General features: G+C 66.0%; 14 protein-coding genes, 1 tRNA gene and 1 pseudogene. 3 read left to right on the top strand and 13 right to left on the bottom strand.

From position 1 onward, the window contains the following. Nucleotides 1-8: 8 nt before the first annotated feature. The 10 genes from ACQR07_RS21485 to rpmH all read right to left on the bottom strand — a co-directional run bounded on the left by ACQR07_RS21485 (nt 9) and on the right by rpmH (nt 8,634). Nucleotides 9-659: a DUF805 domain-containing protein gene (locus tag ACQR07_RS21485; protein WP_434904159.1), complete on the bottom strand. Its 651-nt coding sequence runs from the start codon at nt 657-659 to the stop codon at nt 9-11. Nucleotides 660-727: 68 nt separating this feature from the next. Next, the gene (dapD, locus tag ACQR07_RS21480; RefSeq protein WP_434904158.1) at nt 728-1,573 is read right to left on the bottom strand and encodes a 2,3,4,5-tetrahydropyridine-2,6-dicarboxylate N-succinyltransferase; all 846 of its coding nucleotides are present in this window, start codon (nt 1,571-1,573) and stop codon (nt 728-730) included. 388 nt (nt 1,574-1,961) lie between these two features. Further along, complete coding sequence (locus ACQR07_RS21475; protein WP_434904157.1) at nt 1,962-2,657, bottom strand: pyrimidine 5'-nucleotidase; 696 nt, start codon at nt 2,655-2,657, stop codon at nt 1,962-1,964. Nucleotides 2,658-2,868: 211 nt separating this feature from the next. Continuing rightward, a complete protein-coding gene (locus ACQR07_RS21470) occupies nt 2,869-3,936 on the bottom strand; it encodes a DUF1036 domain-containing protein (protein WP_434904192.1) in 1,068 nt (355 codons plus the stop codon). A gap of 86 nt (nt 3,937-4,022) precedes the next feature. Further along, nucleotides 4,023-4,919, bottom strand: coding sequence for an acetylglutamate kinase (gene argB / locus ACQR07_RS21465; protein ID WP_434904156.1), 897 nt, complete (start codon nt 4,917-4,919; stop codon nt 4,023-4,025). Nucleotides 4,920-4,992: 73 nt separating this feature from the next. Continuing rightward, nucleotides 4,993-5,364, bottom strand: coding sequence for a DUF423 domain-containing protein (locus ACQR07_RS21460; RefSeq protein WP_434904155.1), 372 nt, complete (start codon nt 5,362-5,364; stop codon nt 4,993-4,995). Next, nucleotides 5,361-6,020: a ribosome biogenesis GTP-binding protein YihA/YsxC gene (yihA, locus tag ACQR07_RS21455; protein ID WP_434904154.1), complete on the bottom strand. Its 660-nt coding sequence runs from the start codon at nt 6,018-6,020 to the stop codon at nt 5,361-5,363. The genes ACQR07_RS21460 and yihA overlap by 4 nt, the downstream gene beginning before the upstream one ends. 152 nt (nt 6,021-6,172) lie before the next feature. Beyond that, entirely contained in the window at nt 6,173-8,035 is a 1,863-nt protein-coding gene (gene yidC, locus ACQR07_RS21450) for a membrane protein insertase YidC (RefSeq protein ID WP_434904153.1), read from the bottom strand. A gap of 22 nt (nt 8,036-8,057) precedes the next feature. After that, entirely contained in the window at nt 8,058-8,468 is a 411-nt protein-coding gene (gene rnpA / locus ACQR07_RS21445; RefSeq protein WP_434904152.1) for a ribonuclease P protein component, read from the bottom strand. A 31-nt stretch (nt 8,469-8,499) separates the two neighbouring features. Then, the gene (gene rpmH / locus ACQR07_RS21440) at nt 8,500-8,634 is read right to left on the bottom strand and encodes a 50S ribosomal protein L34 (protein ID WP_006609582.1); all 135 of its coding nucleotides are present in this window, start codon (nt 8,632-8,634) and stop codon (nt 8,500-8,502) included. A gap of 438 nt (nt 8,635-9,072) precedes the next feature. Here rpmH and ACQR07_RS21435 point away from each other — a divergent pair, with 438 nt between their 5' ends. From ACQR07_RS21435 to hisC, 3 genes are all read left to right on the top strand, one after another. Next, complete coding sequence (locus ACQR07_RS21435; RefSeq protein ID WP_434904151.1) at nt 9,073-10,548, top strand: sensor histidine kinase; 1,476 nt, start codon at nt 9,073-9,075, stop codon at nt 10,546-10,548. Between the two features lie 258 nt (nt 10,549-10,806). Next, nucleotides 10,807-10,883: transfer RNA gene (locus ACQR07_RS21430), tRNA-Arg, on the top strand. 92 nt (nt 10,884-10,975) lie between these two features. Next, nucleotides 10,976-12,043 (top strand): histidinol-phosphate transaminase, encoded by a 1,068-nt coding sequence (hisC, locus tag ACQR07_RS21425; RefSeq protein ID WP_434904150.1) that lies wholly within the window; start codon nt 10,976-10,978, stop codon nt 12,041-12,043. A 135-nt stretch (nt 12,044-12,178) separates the two neighbouring features. On the opposite strand, the pseudogene ACQR07_RS21420 reads toward hisC, so the two are convergent. The 3 genes and pseudogenes from ACQR07_RS21420 to ACQR07_RS21410 all read right to left on the bottom strand — a co-directional run. Further along, nucleotides 12,179-12,661, bottom strand: a pseudogene (locus tag ACQR07_RS21420) (cobaltochelatase CobT-related protein); the annotation flags it as partial. 508 nt (nt 12,662-13,169) lie between these two features. Then, nucleotides 13,170-13,994, bottom strand: a complete 825-nt coding sequence (locus ACQR07_RS21415; RefSeq protein WP_434904149.1) for an NAD(+)--dinitrogen-reductase ADP-D-ribosyltransferase — start codon at nt 13,992-13,994, stop codon at nt 13,170-13,172. A gap of 73 nt (nt 13,995-14,067) precedes the next feature. Continuing rightward, nucleotides 14,068-14,880, bottom strand: a complete 813-nt coding sequence (locus ACQR07_RS21410) for a TIGR04222 domain-containing membrane protein (RefSeq protein ID WP_434904148.1) — start codon at nt 14,878-14,880, stop codon at nt 14,068-14,070. Nucleotides 14,881-14,882: the final 2 nt, after the last annotated feature.

The raw sequence follows: 14,882 nt of genomic DNA, 5'->3' as shown, positions 1-14,882 counted from the left end.
TTATCATGCTAGTTTGGCGGCCGGCTAGTGCTGCCGATTGCCGCTCCGCTGAGCGGTGGGCTCGCGACGTGCGGCGTGAATTCCAGCTCCTTTTGCTGGTTCCAGGCCGGCGGATGGCTGGTCTGCCGGCCGCCGTATTCGGCCGATGCGACCTGCGGCAGCGGGCTGGGTCCGAAGCGATTGCTCCCGGGATCGCCGGCCAGGCAGTACAGCTCGATGAAGCCCCAGACCGAGAACACGGCGCCGAGACCTCCGAGGATCGTGGGAAGCAGCGTGCCGGGCAGCAGGTCGACGTATTGGTTGATGAGTCCCGGCACGGCGAAGAACGGAACCGTCCACCAGCCGCTCTTGCCGCGGTCGTGCAGCCGCTTGACGGCGCCCGCGGCGAACACCCAGGCGAACAACGGGGTGACGACGATGTGGATCGCCGCGGACAGGAGATCGGCCCGCGTCAGGCTGCGAAAGGTGTCGGGGTCGAAGACCACGAAAATATCGGTGAGACGGAAGCTCGCGGCCGCCGGGCCGCCGAGCAGCTTGCTGAAGCCGGCCGTCAGAGCAGCGGCGGCCACCATCCAGCCAAAGATCACCAGCAGCGACAGCCACAGCTTGGCGCGATTGATGCGGCCGTGGAAGCGGAGCAGAAACCAGATCCAGTCCATGGGCGATCTCCGGACGAGCGGTAGGGCCGGTCCGGAGATTCGTCGCTGCCGCCGCAGCGGCGGTTCGATCAGTCGCGCAGCAGCTCGTTGATCGAGGTCTTGGAGCGGGTTCGCTCGTCGACGCGCTTGACGATGACGGCGCAAGCCGTGGACGGTCCCATCTGGCCGTTCTTCATCGGCTTGCCCGGCAGCGCGCCCGGCACGACGACCGAGTATTCCGGCACCTCGCCGATGAAGGTCTCGCCGGTCTCGCGGTCGACGATCTTGGTCGAGGCGCTCAGGAACACGCCCATCGCCAGCACCGCGCCCTTGCGCACGATCACGCCTTCGGCGACCTCCGAGCGTGCACCGATGAAGCAGTCATCCTCGATGATGACCGGGCCAGCCTGCAGCGGCTCCAGCACGCCGCCGATGCCGACGCCGCCGGAGATGTGCACGCGCTTGCCGATCTGGGCGCAGGAGCCGACCGTCGACCAGGTGTCGACCATCGTGGCCTCGTCGACATAGGCCCCGAGATTGACGAAGGACGGCATCAGCACGACGTTCTTAGCGATGAACGCCGAGCGGCGCACGATCGCGCCGGGCACGGCGCGGAAGCCGGCATCGCGAAACCGGTTCTCGCCCCAGCCCTCGAACTTCGACGGCACCTTGTCCCACCACGACGCCTGGCCGGGGCCGCCGGGGATCACGCTCATGTCGTTGAGCCGGAACGACAGCAGCACGGCCTTCTTCAGCCACTGGTTGACGCTCCACTTGCCGTCGGCGCCGCGCTCGGCGACGCGGGTCTCGCCCTTGTCGAGCAGCTCCAGCGCGCTCTCCACGGCGTCCCGGACCTCGCCCTTGGTCGAGGTCGAGACGCCGTCACGGGCATCGAAGGCGCTGTTGATGGTGGATTCCAGGGCGGACAGTGACATCGGTCGATCCTCGCTTGGTCCCGGGCGCGCCGCCTGGGATCGGTCATGTACGAGCTTGATGGGCAGGGCGGCTTTTTCGGAGTTTGAGGCAGGGGAGTCAAGGCACCCACAGTGGTCGTCCCGGACAAGCGGAGCGCCCGGCTGCCGCTATTGAGACGGCTCTATCGCGCGAGCGCGATCCGGGACCCAATAACCACAGGGCGACGTATTGGGCACATCCTGAGCCGCTTGCGTGCCCAACACATCTCCCTGTGGTTATGGGTCCCGGGTCGGCGCCCGCTGACGCTGCGCGTCAACGGGCTTGCCCGGGACGACACTGAGATTGTCGGGCGGCCATCTGATCCCAGTGCACGCCGGGCACTCCGCTTGTCCGGGACGACAGAGAGTCTTAGGCAGCCACCAGCCGCTGCAAGAACCCCGTCAGGTCATCCGTGACATGATCGACATGCGGATCGTCCCGGCCCGACAGCTCCCAATCCTCGCGCACCACCTCCTTGGTGCCGTCGGGCACCACCAGCACGGTGGTCATGCCGAGGTCGTGCGGCACGGCGAGGTTGCGGGCGAGGTCCTCGAACATGGCCGAGCGGGTCGGATCGACGTCGTGCAGCTTGAGGAACTTGTCGTAGGTCTCGCGCGCCGGCTTCGGCGTCAGTTCGGCGGCGATGATGTCGAACACGCCGTGGAAATGCCCGGCAATGCCGAGCCGCGCCAGCACGGCGTCGACATGGTCGACCGAGCCGTTGGTCAGGATCAGCTTGCGCCCCGGCAACTGCTCGATCGCCGCGCCCATCGCCGGGTTCGGCTCCAGCGGCGAGTGGTCGATCTTGTGCACGTAGGCGAGGAAGTCGTCGGCATGCACGCCATGCTCGGTCATCATGCCGCGCATCGTCGTGCCGTAGCGCCGGTAGTAGTCCTTCTGGATGCGCCGCGCCTCGTCGGCGTCGACCTTGAGCCAGTTGGAGACGAACTCGCCGATCCGCGCATCCACCTGCTGCCACAGATTGACGTGATGCGGATACAGCGTGTTGTCGAGATCGAACACCCAGGTGTCGACGTGACCGAAGCTGCGGGGGGATTTTGTCATGGGTGCCTGGGTCCTGAGTGATCATGCCCAGCTGGCACGGCATATTCCGCCGTCGTCCCGGCGAACGCCGGGACCCATACCGCGTGATCTGTCTTGAGGCAGAATGGCTGATGCCGGTGGCCCACACGACGGCTGGTGGCTATGGATCCCGGCGTTCGCCGGGATGACGGCGGAATTTGTTGCGGCATCACGGCTCTCATCGACACGCTCATCACGGCAGCGCAAATCGCAGCGTCTTGCCGCCGCGGGTGATGTCGACGGCGGTGAAGCCGGTCGCGGTGAAGCCGCGGCTCGGGCAGTCGCCCTGCTCCGTCGTCTCGAACTTGTTTTCGCGGGTGCAGAGCTGCACCAGGCCGCCCCAATTCAGCGGCTTGTCCTTCAGCTTGATGGTGCGGTTGTCGGCATCGACCGCCTCGGCGAAGCTGTAGACCTTCTTCGGCTGTCCGGTGATGTCCGGATGCAGGCACTTGCCGGCATCGATGCGGTACCAGCCGCGGCTGACCACGGTGCGGCCGTCGTCGGTGCCGACCGCCGCCATCACCTTGTGCGGGGTGTCGTTGCACCAGGTGAGCCCGGTCGGCGACGGCGTCTGTACCGCGTCCACCATGGTGGCGAAGAAGGTCGGCTGCGAGACGATGTCGGAAGCAAGCCCACGGCTCTTCAGGAAGGCGGCGAGCGCGGCTTGCGTCTTTGGCCCGTCGACACCGTCGATCGGCGAGGCGTCGTAGCCGGCGATGCCGAGCAGCCGCTGAATCCCCGCGAGCCGCGCCTGCTCGTCGTCATATTCGGCGCTCTCGGCGAGATACGCGGTCAGCGTGCCATCGTCGGATTTGGCCGGCGTCACCTGTGTGAACGGCGCCGGCGTCTGTCCGGTGCGGCACTGGCGCGCGGCGGCGATGACGAAATTGTCGGACGCAGCCACGCACAGCTGGTCATTGCCGTTGTCGGCGATCGGCGAGGCGCCGTACAGGCTGAGCGCGCGGGCATGCAGCAGGATGCGGTCGGCGGTCATCGCCCCCTGCAGCACGACGCGGCAGGCCGCCGGATCGAGCCGGAACCAGCCGCGCGTTGCGGTGGCCGCCTTCTCGTCGACGCCGATGGCGGCCTCGACGACGTAGCTCATGCGATTGCAGAGCTTGAGATCGGCGTGGGCAGGGGTGGTGGCGGCGAGAAGCGGAAGAAGAATGGCCGTCAGAGTGAGCACCACCCGAGCTGAGACCAGCCTCCTTCGTCCGAAACTCTCTCCGCCGTCATGGCCGGGCTTGACCCGGCCATCCACGTCTTTGCAACCACCGGAAAGGAAGTCGTGGATGCCCGGGTCAAGCCCGGGCATGACGAGTCCTGACTGTGTGGCGACGGTGCCCATCACTTGTGGATCAGCGTGCCCGTGCCCTGGTTGGTGAACAGCTCGAGCAGCACGGCGTGCTGCACCTTGCCATCCAGGATCACGACGCCCTGCACGCCCTGCTCGAGCGCGTAGATGCAGGTCTCGACCTTCGGGATCATGCCGCCGGAGATGGTGCCGTCGGCGATCAGCTTGCGCGCGTCCTTGATGGAGATTTCCGGAATCAGCTTCTTCGACTTGTCGAGCACGCCGGGCACGTCGGTCAGCAGCAAGAGCCGCTTGGCCTTCAGCGCGCCGGCGACGGCGCCGGCGAAAGTGTCGGCGTTGACGTTGAAGGTCTGGCCCTCCTTGGAGGTCGCGAGTGGCGCCAGCACCGGGATCAGCTCGTAGCCGATCAGCTGGTTCAGCAGCGTGAGATCGACCTTGTCCGGCTCGCCGACGAAGCCGAGATCGACCACCTTCTCGATGTGGCTGTCGGGATCGACCATCGTGCGGGTCGCCTTGACGGCGCGCACCATGTTGCCGTCCTTGCCGCACAGCCCGACGGCCTTGCCGCCGGCCTCGTTGATGTAGCCGACCAGCTGCTTGTTGATCGAGCCGGCCAGCACCATCTCGACGATCTCGATCGTCGCCGCGTCGGTGATACGCAGGCCTGCGGCGAATTCGGAGACGATGCCGAGGCGCTTGAGCATGGTCGCGATCTGCGGCCCGCCGCCATGCACGACCACCGGGTTGATGGCGGTCTGCTCGAGCAGCACGATGTCGCGCGCGAATGCCTTGGCGGTGTCCTCGTCGCCCATGGCGTGGCCGCCATATTTGATGACGATGGTTTCGTCGTCATACTCCTGCATGTGCGGGAGCGCTTCGGACAGGATGCGGGCCTGATCGAGCGGGCTGATGGTGGTCGCGTCGGTCATGTCTGGGTGATCTCGGCTGTCGGAACGTCGCGCGCGGTTCTATCCGATTGCCGGGGCGGCGCAAAGCGCCGGATCACGCTCGCCGTGGCCACAGCGCGCACACCGCGAGCGCCAGCCAGCTGGCGATCTGCAGGCTGCCGCCGATCGGCGCCGCAAACGGAAACAGCCGGTCGCCGGTGAATTGCCGCATCAAGAGGTCGCCGGCGAACAGCGCCGGGCCGAGCACGAACCCGATCGCCGCGACCAGGCCGATGCGCCGGGCGACGACGCCGCGCTCGGCCAGCGCGACGGTGCCAAGCAGGGCGCAGGCGTGGAACAGCAGCATGGTGGACGCAGTCGCGAGCCGCGACGCGTCGGGATCGTGCGCGGCCTTCGCCGCCAGCGCCACGCCGGCGGCCCCCATCAGGCCCGCCAGGGCGACGAGAATTCGCCAGGCCTTGATCATGCGCCGCGCTCCTCGAGCAGGCGCACCATCGCGGCGCGCAGCTCCGGCATGCCGGTGCCGGAGCGTGACGACGTCGCCAGCACCTGCGGAAACGCTGCGGGATGCTTGGCGAGCGCGGTTTCGGTCTCGGCGATGCGGGCCGCGAGTTCCGCCGGCTTGATCTGATCGGCCTTGGTCAGAACCAGCTGATAGCTGACGGCCGACCGATCGAGCGTCTTGAGGATCTCCTGATCGACCTCCTTCAGCCCGTGGCGGGCGTCGATCAGCACATAGACGCGGGCGAGCGAGGAGCGTCCGAGCAGGAATTTGTGGATCAGCTCGGTCCAGGACGCGACCTTGGTCTTGGCTGCCGCGGCGTAGCCATAGCCGGGCATGTCGACCAGCCGCAGCGGCGCGTATTCGGGGGCCTCGAAGAAGATCAGCTCCTGGGTCCGGCCGGGCGTATGCGAGGTTCGCGCCAGTGCGTTCTGGCCGGTCAGCGCATTGATCAGGCTCGACTTGCCGACATTGGAGCGGCCGGCGAAGGCGACCTCGATGGCCCCCATCGGCGGCAGGCTCTCGATCGACGGCGAGGCATGGGTGAAGCGCCAAGATTGCGCAAACAGCTTGCGGCCCTTCTCGATCAGGCGCTCGTCGACGTCGCTGCTCGTTGTCATGACAGGCTCATGCCTCCGTCATGCCCGGGCTTGACCCGGGCATCCACGCCGCTGTGCGTGGGTCTCAAGACGTGGATGGCCGGGACGAGCCCGGCCATGACGCAATCTTTTATCGTCTCAGCGCGTGAACTCTCACGCCGCCTTACTCGTCGTCACGCCGTTTTTTTTTTGAACGTGCCGCGGATGTTGTCGAACAGCTCCACCTTCACGCCGTTGCGGCGCATGATGAAGCCCTGCTGCAGCACCGACAGCGTGTTGTTCCAGGCCCAGTAGATCACGAGACCGGCCGGGAAGCCCGCGAGCATGAAGGTGAAGATCAGCGGCATCCAGTTGAAGATCATCGCCTGGGTCGGATCCGGCGGCGTCGGGTTCAGCTTCATCTGGAACCACATCGTGATGCCCATGATGATCGGCCAGATGCCGAGCGCCAGGTAATGGCCGAACAGCGGCAGCTGGGTCGGATCGAACGGGATCAGGCCGAACAGCGTGAACAGGTTGGTCGGATCCGGCGCCGAGAGGTCCTTGATCCAGCCAATGAACGGCGCATGCCGCATCTCGATGGTGACGAACAGCACCTTGTACAGCGAGAAGAACACCGGGATTTGCAGCGCGACAGGGAGACAGCCGGCGACGGGGTTGATCTTCTCCTTCTTGTAGATCTCCATCATCTCCTGCTGCTGCTTCATCCGGTCGTCCGGATAGCGCTCCTTCAGCGCCTGCAGCTGCGGCTGGATTGCCTTCATCTTGGCCATCGAGGCGTAGGACTTGTTGGCCAGCGGGAAGAACAGCAGCTTCACCAGCACCGTCACCAGCAGGATCGAGACGCCGAAATTGCCGAAGAAGCGGAAGAAGAAGTCGAGCGCCAGGAACATCGGCTTGGTCAGGAAGTAGAACCAGCCCCAGTCGATCAGCAGGTCGAAATGGTTCAGCCCGAGCTTCTGATTGTAGCCGTCAAGGCCGCCGATCGGGAAGTTGATGCCGACGACGCCGGCCTCCTTGGCGCCGGCGAACAGCCGGGTGGAGACGGTGGCCGAGCCGCCGGCCGCAACGGTCTGCGGGTTCTCGACATAGTCGGTCTGGTAGCGGTGCTGGTTGTCGACCAGCTTCGACGAGTAGTTCGCCTGCAAATGGGCGTCGGTCATCGGCAGCAGCGCAGTCGCCCAGTACTTGTCGGTGATGCCGAGCCAGCCATTGGTGATGTCGAACTTGGCGGCCTTCTCGTCGTCCATCTTCTTGTAGGTGAATTCCTGCAGGCCCTTCTCGCCGAGATAGCCGATCAGGCCTTCATGCAGGATGTAGTAGCCCGAGACATGCGGCGTGCCGTGGCGCGAGATCAGGCCATAGGGATACAGCGTCACCGGGGCATTGCCGGCGTTGGTGACGTCGTCCTTGATGGTGAAGAGATAGTGATCGTCGACGGCGATGGTGCGCTGGAAGGTCAGGCCGTCGCCATTGGTATAGGTCAGCTTCACCGGCGTGGTCGGCGTCAGCGCATTGGAGCCGTCCTGCTGCCACATCGTGCTCTGGTCCGGCACCTGCACCTTGGCGCCGGCGGCATTGACCCAGCCGAATTCCGCATAATACGGCTCAGCGGTGTTCGACGGCGAGAACAGCACGATGGCCGGAGACGTCGGATCGACCGTGTCGCGATACTTTACAAAGGCCAAGTCGTCGAGGCGGGCGCCCTTCAGCGAGATGCTGCCGGTCAGCCGCGGGGTGTCGATCTTGACGCGCGGGTTGGCCGCGATCGCGGTCTCGCGCGGCATCACGCCGGCGGCCGTGGCCGCGGCGCCGCCGGGCGCGCTCGGGCTGCCGGAGGCGGCCGCATTCGGCTGCGTGGCGGAGGGCGTCGCGCCGGGCTGCCCGGCCGGCGCCTGCTGCTTGGCGAGCTCGGCCTGCATCTGGGCCTGGGCGCGCTGCTTCTCCATCTGCGGCCCGTTGTAGAAGACCTGCCACAGGATCAGCACGAGGCCGGACAGAATGACGGCGAGGATGGTGTTGCGATTGTCGGTCATCGTTTTCTTATGATCTCGTCGTTCAATCCGGTTTGCGGAACTGCGCGGCCGGTGCGGGAGCATTCTGCCTGTCCGCATGCGACGGCCTGCGCGGCTGCGGCCTGGCCTGTTGCCGGTCGAGGCGGCGGAGCGTCGCCTGGAGGTCCTCGAGCATGGCCAGGAAGTCGCGCGACAGCGCATCGCGGCGACCGATCAGCACATAGTCGCTGTGCGGCCGCATCGACAGGGGATCGAGCCGTTTCACAAGCTCGCGCAACCGCCGACGGATGCGATTGCGCTCCGTGGCGGTGCCATTCTTCTTGGTGACGGTAAAGCCGATCCGGACCGGGCCCTGGTCGGCGCGCTCACGGCGCTGGACCACGAAGGCAGGGCCGTTGGCCCGCGCGCCATCGGCAACGGCGAGAAAGTCCGCCCGCTGCCGTAGCCGATCCATGATCGAAATCTCCGGGACGGACGCCCTGGCTTCAGGCGCTCAGACGCTTGCGGCCACGTGCACGACGGGCAGCAAGAACCTTGCGGCCGCCAGTGGTGGCGAGGCGCGCGCGGAAGCCGTGACGGCGCTTGCGCACCAGTTTGCTGGGTTGATAAGTCCGCTTCACGGTCGTTCTCCGCTGACGGGCAATTTGCCAGTTGACAACTTGCCTGCTTGAAATGTCGATTGATGTCCAGAGATGGTTTCGGGCCCAAAGTGGACCGCTTCCGGCCCTGAAATCGAGCCGCTCCCGGACAGGCCGGGTCATCGCGGACGGTTGGCGCGGCTTATAAGGGAGCGTCCCGACTTCGTCAATCGGGCCAACGGCTGCAGGATGCGGCTTGGTACGTGGGCTCGATCGTTGTAGGTGCCCCCAAGGGCAGCGTCAAAATGGCGCGAGATTGGCGCCCGCACGACAGCGGGGCATCGATCGGGCCGCGCAGCTTCGGGTTCCATTATGAACGATGGAAACCGGAACATGAGCGATCCGTAATTTGACCGGACTCCGGTGCAGTCCCATCTTGCGCACCCGTAAGGGTAGGGGTGTCTCTTACAAGGGCTCTACGTGCCAGACAGCGACAACCAGCCGATCCTGGAGCGTCTGCGACCGAAACGGTCGCGCCGGCTCGGCTTGTCCGGCAAGCTGCTTCTGTTAACCATTCCGCTCGTGATGATCGCGGCGGTGCTGGTGTATGTGCCCGCGATCGCGAACTTCTGGACCAACCGTCTCAACGACCGCCTCGCCGCAGCCAATACCGCCGCGCTGGTGCTCGATGCCGCACCCTCCGGCATGGTGCCGGACTCGCTGGCGCGACAGATCCTGACCTCGATCAATGCCAGGGGCGTCGCCATCAAGATGGGGCAACAGCGTCGTCTGCTCGCCAGCGCCGACCTTCCGGCGTCGATCGATCATGACTTCGACATGCGCGACATGACCGTATGGTCGTCGATCGTGAACTCGCTGAAGATGATGACCGAGACCGGCGATCACACCATGCGTGTCGTCGGGCCGGCACAGGGACGCGCACAATTCATCGAGGTCGTCACCGACGAGAAGCCGCTGCGGAAGGCGATGTACCGCTTCTCGCGCAACCTGCTCGGCGTGTCGCTGCTGCTTGCCGTCCTGACCGCGGCACTGGTGTATTTCGCACTTCATTTCCTGTTCGTGCGGCCGATGCGGCGGCTGACCGCGAGCCTCGTCGGGTTCCACGAGAATCCGGAAAGCGTGGCGCGCATCATCGTGCCGAGCCAGCGCTCGGACGAGATCGGCGTCGCCGAGCGAGAACTCGCCGACATGCAGCGCGACCTGGTCTCGATGCTGAATCAGAAGAGCCGGCTCGCCGCGCTCGGCCTCGCGGTATCCAAGATCAATCATGATCTGCGCAACCTGCTGGCATCGTCGCAGCTGTTGTCGGACCAGCTCGCCAGCGTGCCCGATCCGCGGGTGCAGCGCTTTGCGCCGAAGCTGATGCGCTCGCTGGAGCGTGCCATCGCGTTCTGCCAATCGACGCTGTCCTACGGCAAGGTGCAGGAGCCGGCGCCGGACCGGCGCTTGGTGGCTGTCGAGCCGGTCGTGTCCGAGGTGAGGGAGACCGCCGGGTTGTCGCCTGACGTCTCGATCACCTGGATCGCGGCGATCGAGCGCGGGCTGAGGATCGACGCCGATCCCGACCAGCTGTTCCGCGTGCTGCTCAACCTCGTCCGCAACGCCGCCCAGGCGCTGGAGAGCCTCGCCGGCGATGCCGGCGTGCGCCAGATCCGCATCACCGGCCGTCGCGAGGGCGCCGTGACGATCCTGGAAGTGTCCGATACCGGTCCGGGCGTGCCGGCGAAGGTGCGTGAGCACCTGTTCGAGGCCTTCCGCGGCGCCGGCCGGCCCGGCGGCTCGGGCCTCGGTCTGGCCATCGCGGCCGAGCTGGTGCGGGCCCATGATGGCGACATCCAGCTGGTCGAGGGCACGCTCGGCGCGACCTTCCGAATCACGATTCCCGACCGGCCGGTCGAGCTGCAGACCTTCTGGACCGAGCGCGCCAGCGCCTGAGCGGGCGCGAATCGTGCATCTGCCATCTTCCTCCGGGGACGACGCCGGGCCGCCGAAACCGGACTTGCGGGTTGTCGGGAGTGGCAGGCATGCCCGGCCGCGCGGTGCCATGCGGAAAAATGGTCGCAAAATGTCCCGCTCCAGCCTTGCCAAGCGGCCTTCGAGCCGTTAGTCAGAGGCCCTTCGCGAGGCCCGCCGGCATTGCCGCTCGAGCCTTCCGGGATCCGGCCACGGCTTGTATCCCGCCACGCGAAAGACGCGCCCGTAGCTCAGCTGGATAGAGCATCAGACTACGAATCTGAGGGTCGGACGTTCGAATCGTTCCGGGCGCGCCATTTTCCGCTACAACGTCGCACGATGAATTTGCGCCTTCACCGCATCCGCTCGATGTCCGGCGGGCGCGTTGCTTGTCTGCAGGGAGATGATCTTGAGCCGGTTCTGGTCAGAGTTGACGCATGGGCTGTCGCCCTATGTGCCCGGCGAGCAGCCGCAGATTCCGGGCCTCGTCAAGCTCAACACCAATGAGAGCCCATTCGGGCCGTCGCCGAAGGCCATCGCCGCGATCCAGGCGGCTGCTGGCGAGACGCTGCGGCTCTATCCCGATCCGCAGGCGACGCGCCTGCGCGAGGTGCTGGCCGCCCATCACAAGGTTGCGCCCGAGCAGGTGTTCGTCGGCAACGGCTCCGACGAGGTGCTGGCGCATGCGTTCGCCGCGCTGCTCAAGCAGCCGGCGCCGCTGCTGTTTCCGGACGTCACCTACAGCTTCTATCCGGTCTATTGCCGGCTGCTCGGCATCGACTTCACCACCATTCCGCTCGATGCGGAGATGCGCGTGCACGTCGACGACTATCTCGATCGCAAGGGGCCGGTGATCATCGCCAATCCGAACGCGCCGACGGGCATCGCGCTGCCGTTTGCGGAGATCGCGCGGCTGGTGTCGGCGCGCAGCGACGCGGCCGTCGTGATCGACGAGGCCTATGTCGATTTCGGCGCCGAGACGGCGATCCCCCTGGTCGCCGAGCATCCCAATCTGCTGGTGGTGCACACCATGTCGAAGTCGCGCGCCCTGGCCGGGCTGCGCGTGGGCTATGCGATCGGCGATGCCGGGCTGATCGAGGGGCTGACTCGGGTCAAGGACAGCTTCAACTCCTATCCGCTCGGCCGTCCGGCGCAGGCGGGCGCGATCGCCTCGATCGAGGACGACGCGCATTTCCAAGAGGCGCGCGCGGCCATCATGGAGAACCGCGCCGAGCTCACGGCGGCGCTGGTGCGGCTCGGCTTCGATGTGCTGCCCTCGAGCGCGAACTTCGTCTTCGCCCGGCATCCGGACCGGTCGGGCCAGACGCTGGCGAGCGCCTTGCGCGAGCGCGCCGTGCTCGTCCGCCATTTCACCGCGCCGCGGATCAAGGATTATCTGCGCATCACGATCGGCTCCAAAGCCGAGCTGTCGCGGTTGACCGACGCGTTGCGCGAGGTGCTGGCGCAGAACGGTTGAGAGCTCCCGTGGCGCATGACCCGCGCTCGTCTCGGCGCGCGGCCATCGGCAAGGCCTGTCCAGCAGCTGCTCGATCAGCTGCAGCAGGGTGCTCTCCAATTCGTCCGGCGAACTGATCGTGATGCCCTGCTGGTAGAACGGCGCGGTTGCGTGGCCGATACCGATCGCCAGCAGCCGGATGTCGCCGGCCTGCTCGATCTCGCCGGCGATGGTGCGCAAGTGACGGCTGAGATAGTCGTCGCCGTTCTCGAGCAGCGTGGAGTCGTCGACCGGGACGCCGTCGGACAGCACGATCAGGATCTTTCGCTGCTCCTTGCAGCGGCGCAACCGCGCCGCAGCCCATGCCAGCGCTTCGCCGTCGATATTCTCCTTGATCAGCCCTGGTCGCAGCATCACGGCGCTATCCTGCGCGCTCAACGTCTTGCCGCCGCTGCAGTAGACGATGTGCAGCAGGTCGTTCAGCCGTCCCGGATAAGCGGGCCTGCCATCGCTGAGCCATTGCTGCCGACTCAGGCCGCCTTTCCAGCGTGCGGTCGTGAACCCGAGCACTTCATGCGTTGCACCGAAGGAGTGCAACAGGTCGGAGGCGGCCAACGCGGCCTTGGCCGCCGACAACATCGGCTGTCCGCGCATCGAACCGGAATGGTCGATCAGCAGGGCGACAACGGTGTTGTCGGCATCGGTTCGGACCGGCTTGCCCAATGCTCGCTTTGCGGTGAGCTCCCGATCAAGCGCGACCAGCGGTGCAGGGTCGGTCGGCGGAAAGCGCTCGGCCCAGCGCTTCTCGGTCTCTGACAGGCCCGCGAGGAACGAGTCCACCTCGTGTGCGTCGATCTCCACGTCGAAGTCCCGCGTGTAGATCCGATAGGGTCGGTCCGGATCGCCTTTCACCGGCTTGCGCAGGGCCTTGCGGATCGCAGGCAGAAAGCTCAACGCCATCAGCCCAATCAGCGCTGTCAAGAAAACGTCGCGCCAGAACAACTCGTCCCCCAGACCTCAGAACCTCGCCCTGCTCCTGAGATATCACGGGGCCGGAAAGATTTGCAGAAGATTACGATAGGCGGCGCGCGCGCTCCGCGACATCGCGCGGGCTCATGCGGATGTCTGCCTACACGTGAACGTCTGCCTACACATAGTTGACGCTCACGCGATAATCGCCGCCGATCACGAGGTATTCGCCCTCGCCCTTGAGCGCGTGCGACGACAGCAGGTCGTTGAAGAACACGATCTTGCTGACGGGAATGCGCGCCGTGAGGATCATGTCACCGAAGCAGCCGGCGGCGTCGCGGTCGGACGAGAACGAGACGAGGTTGTTGAGCCGGATCACCGCCTCACGCCGTGTGGTCCGCTCCAGGATCCAATGCTCGTCAAAGGAATTGATGCCGCGATGGAGCGTCAGGTGCGTCTCGCCCGGAAAGGCAAACCGGCGGATCGCCCATTGGCAGAATTCGAACAACAGGTCGAGCTGCACCCAGATCGCGTTGGTGTGGAAGCGGCTCGACATCTTCTCTTCGACATAGGTCGTCCAGGCCCGGCTCGCCACGCGTTCGATGATCTCCTTGTGGTAGGAGGGGCCGAAGCCGAACCGGCTCTCGACCCAGCCTTTCAGCACCGCGCCTTCCGGCCCGTTGCTGTCGAACCCCCAGCCCTGGATCAGGCGCAGGAACGACGCGCGAAACCGACGCTCGCCGCGAGCTGGCGCCGCGCGCTGTTCGGGATCGAGGCCGAACATCGCCATCATGTAGGTCGAGAACGCCTGTCCGGCTTCACCGAGATGCTCGGCCTGGTCGAGCATCGTGAACAGGCTGGGGTTCATCTCGGTGACGCCCCAGATGTGCAGCGGCACGCTCGTCTCGTTGAACGCGCAACTCGCCAGCCACTCCGACGGGCGCCCCACCAGATTGGTCGAATGGCCGATGCCGCGCCGTACGAGTTGTGCTGCGTCGCTCATGGCGGCCATGATGCCGCGTCGCGCAGTCCGAGGAAAGGCTTCGCTATCGATGACGGCTGAGAGCAACTGACTGTCAGCTGCAACCGCCGCAGCCGCCGCCACCACCCCCGCATCCCCCACCGCTGCAGCCGCTGCCGCTACTCGACGTCTTCGAGGCCGCCAGCACGGAGGCATAGGCTGTGCCGGACAGCACCATCGCGCCGGACAGCGCGACCGCCATCAGCAACTCGTGCTCACGCGGCGCGCGGGCGATGCGCGCGTGAGATGTTTCGTAGTGCCGGAGTGCGTCGCTGCCCGCACGTGTCCGCGTCGGCGTTCTGGTTGAGATGTAGGCGACGAAGCAAGTTGCCGCGAGCAGAATGAGCAGGAATTCCACCGAGTGATGCCGCGCAGCGCCAACGACGACCTTGATGACGCCAAACAGCAGGAGTGCGCCGACGAAGGGCAACAGCGAGCTGCGGAACGCCGTCATCTGCGGCCCTGTCGGAGCGTAGCCGATCGCCCGCAGCCGGTCTTCGACGCGCATCGTGAGCGGCACCAAGGCGCGCTGGAATTCATGCCGCGACATCTCCGCGCCGAACTTGATCTGTGGTGGCCGGTCGATCAACGCGGCGAGCGGTGCCTTGTCGGACACCGTGATCTTGTGATCGCGCGGCGTCAGCGTCGCGGCCTTTTGAGCCGCCAGGCCGAGCAGCACGACATCGCCGAGGCGGTGCGGTCCGCCGGCTAGATAGGCCAGGTCCAGCTCGGTCAATGGATGGATCGTGGTTGCGGCTGGACCGATCATGTGACGCGCCTGGAAGGCGATGAAGAACAGGACGCCTGCGCAGGCGACATAGAACAGCAGGAATGGGCCGGCCGTCCAGTCGAACGGATTGAGCGCCATAG

It is taken from the genome of Bradyrhizobium sp. HKCCYLS20291 (assembly GCF_051167715.1).
In the GTDB taxonomy this organism is placed as follows: Bacteria; Pseudomonadota; Alphaproteobacteria; order Rhizobiales; family Xanthobacteraceae; genus Bradyrhizobium.
The sequence above is the reverse complement of the archived record's forward strand: the minus strand, read 5'-3'. Positions and strand labels throughout refer to the sequence as shown.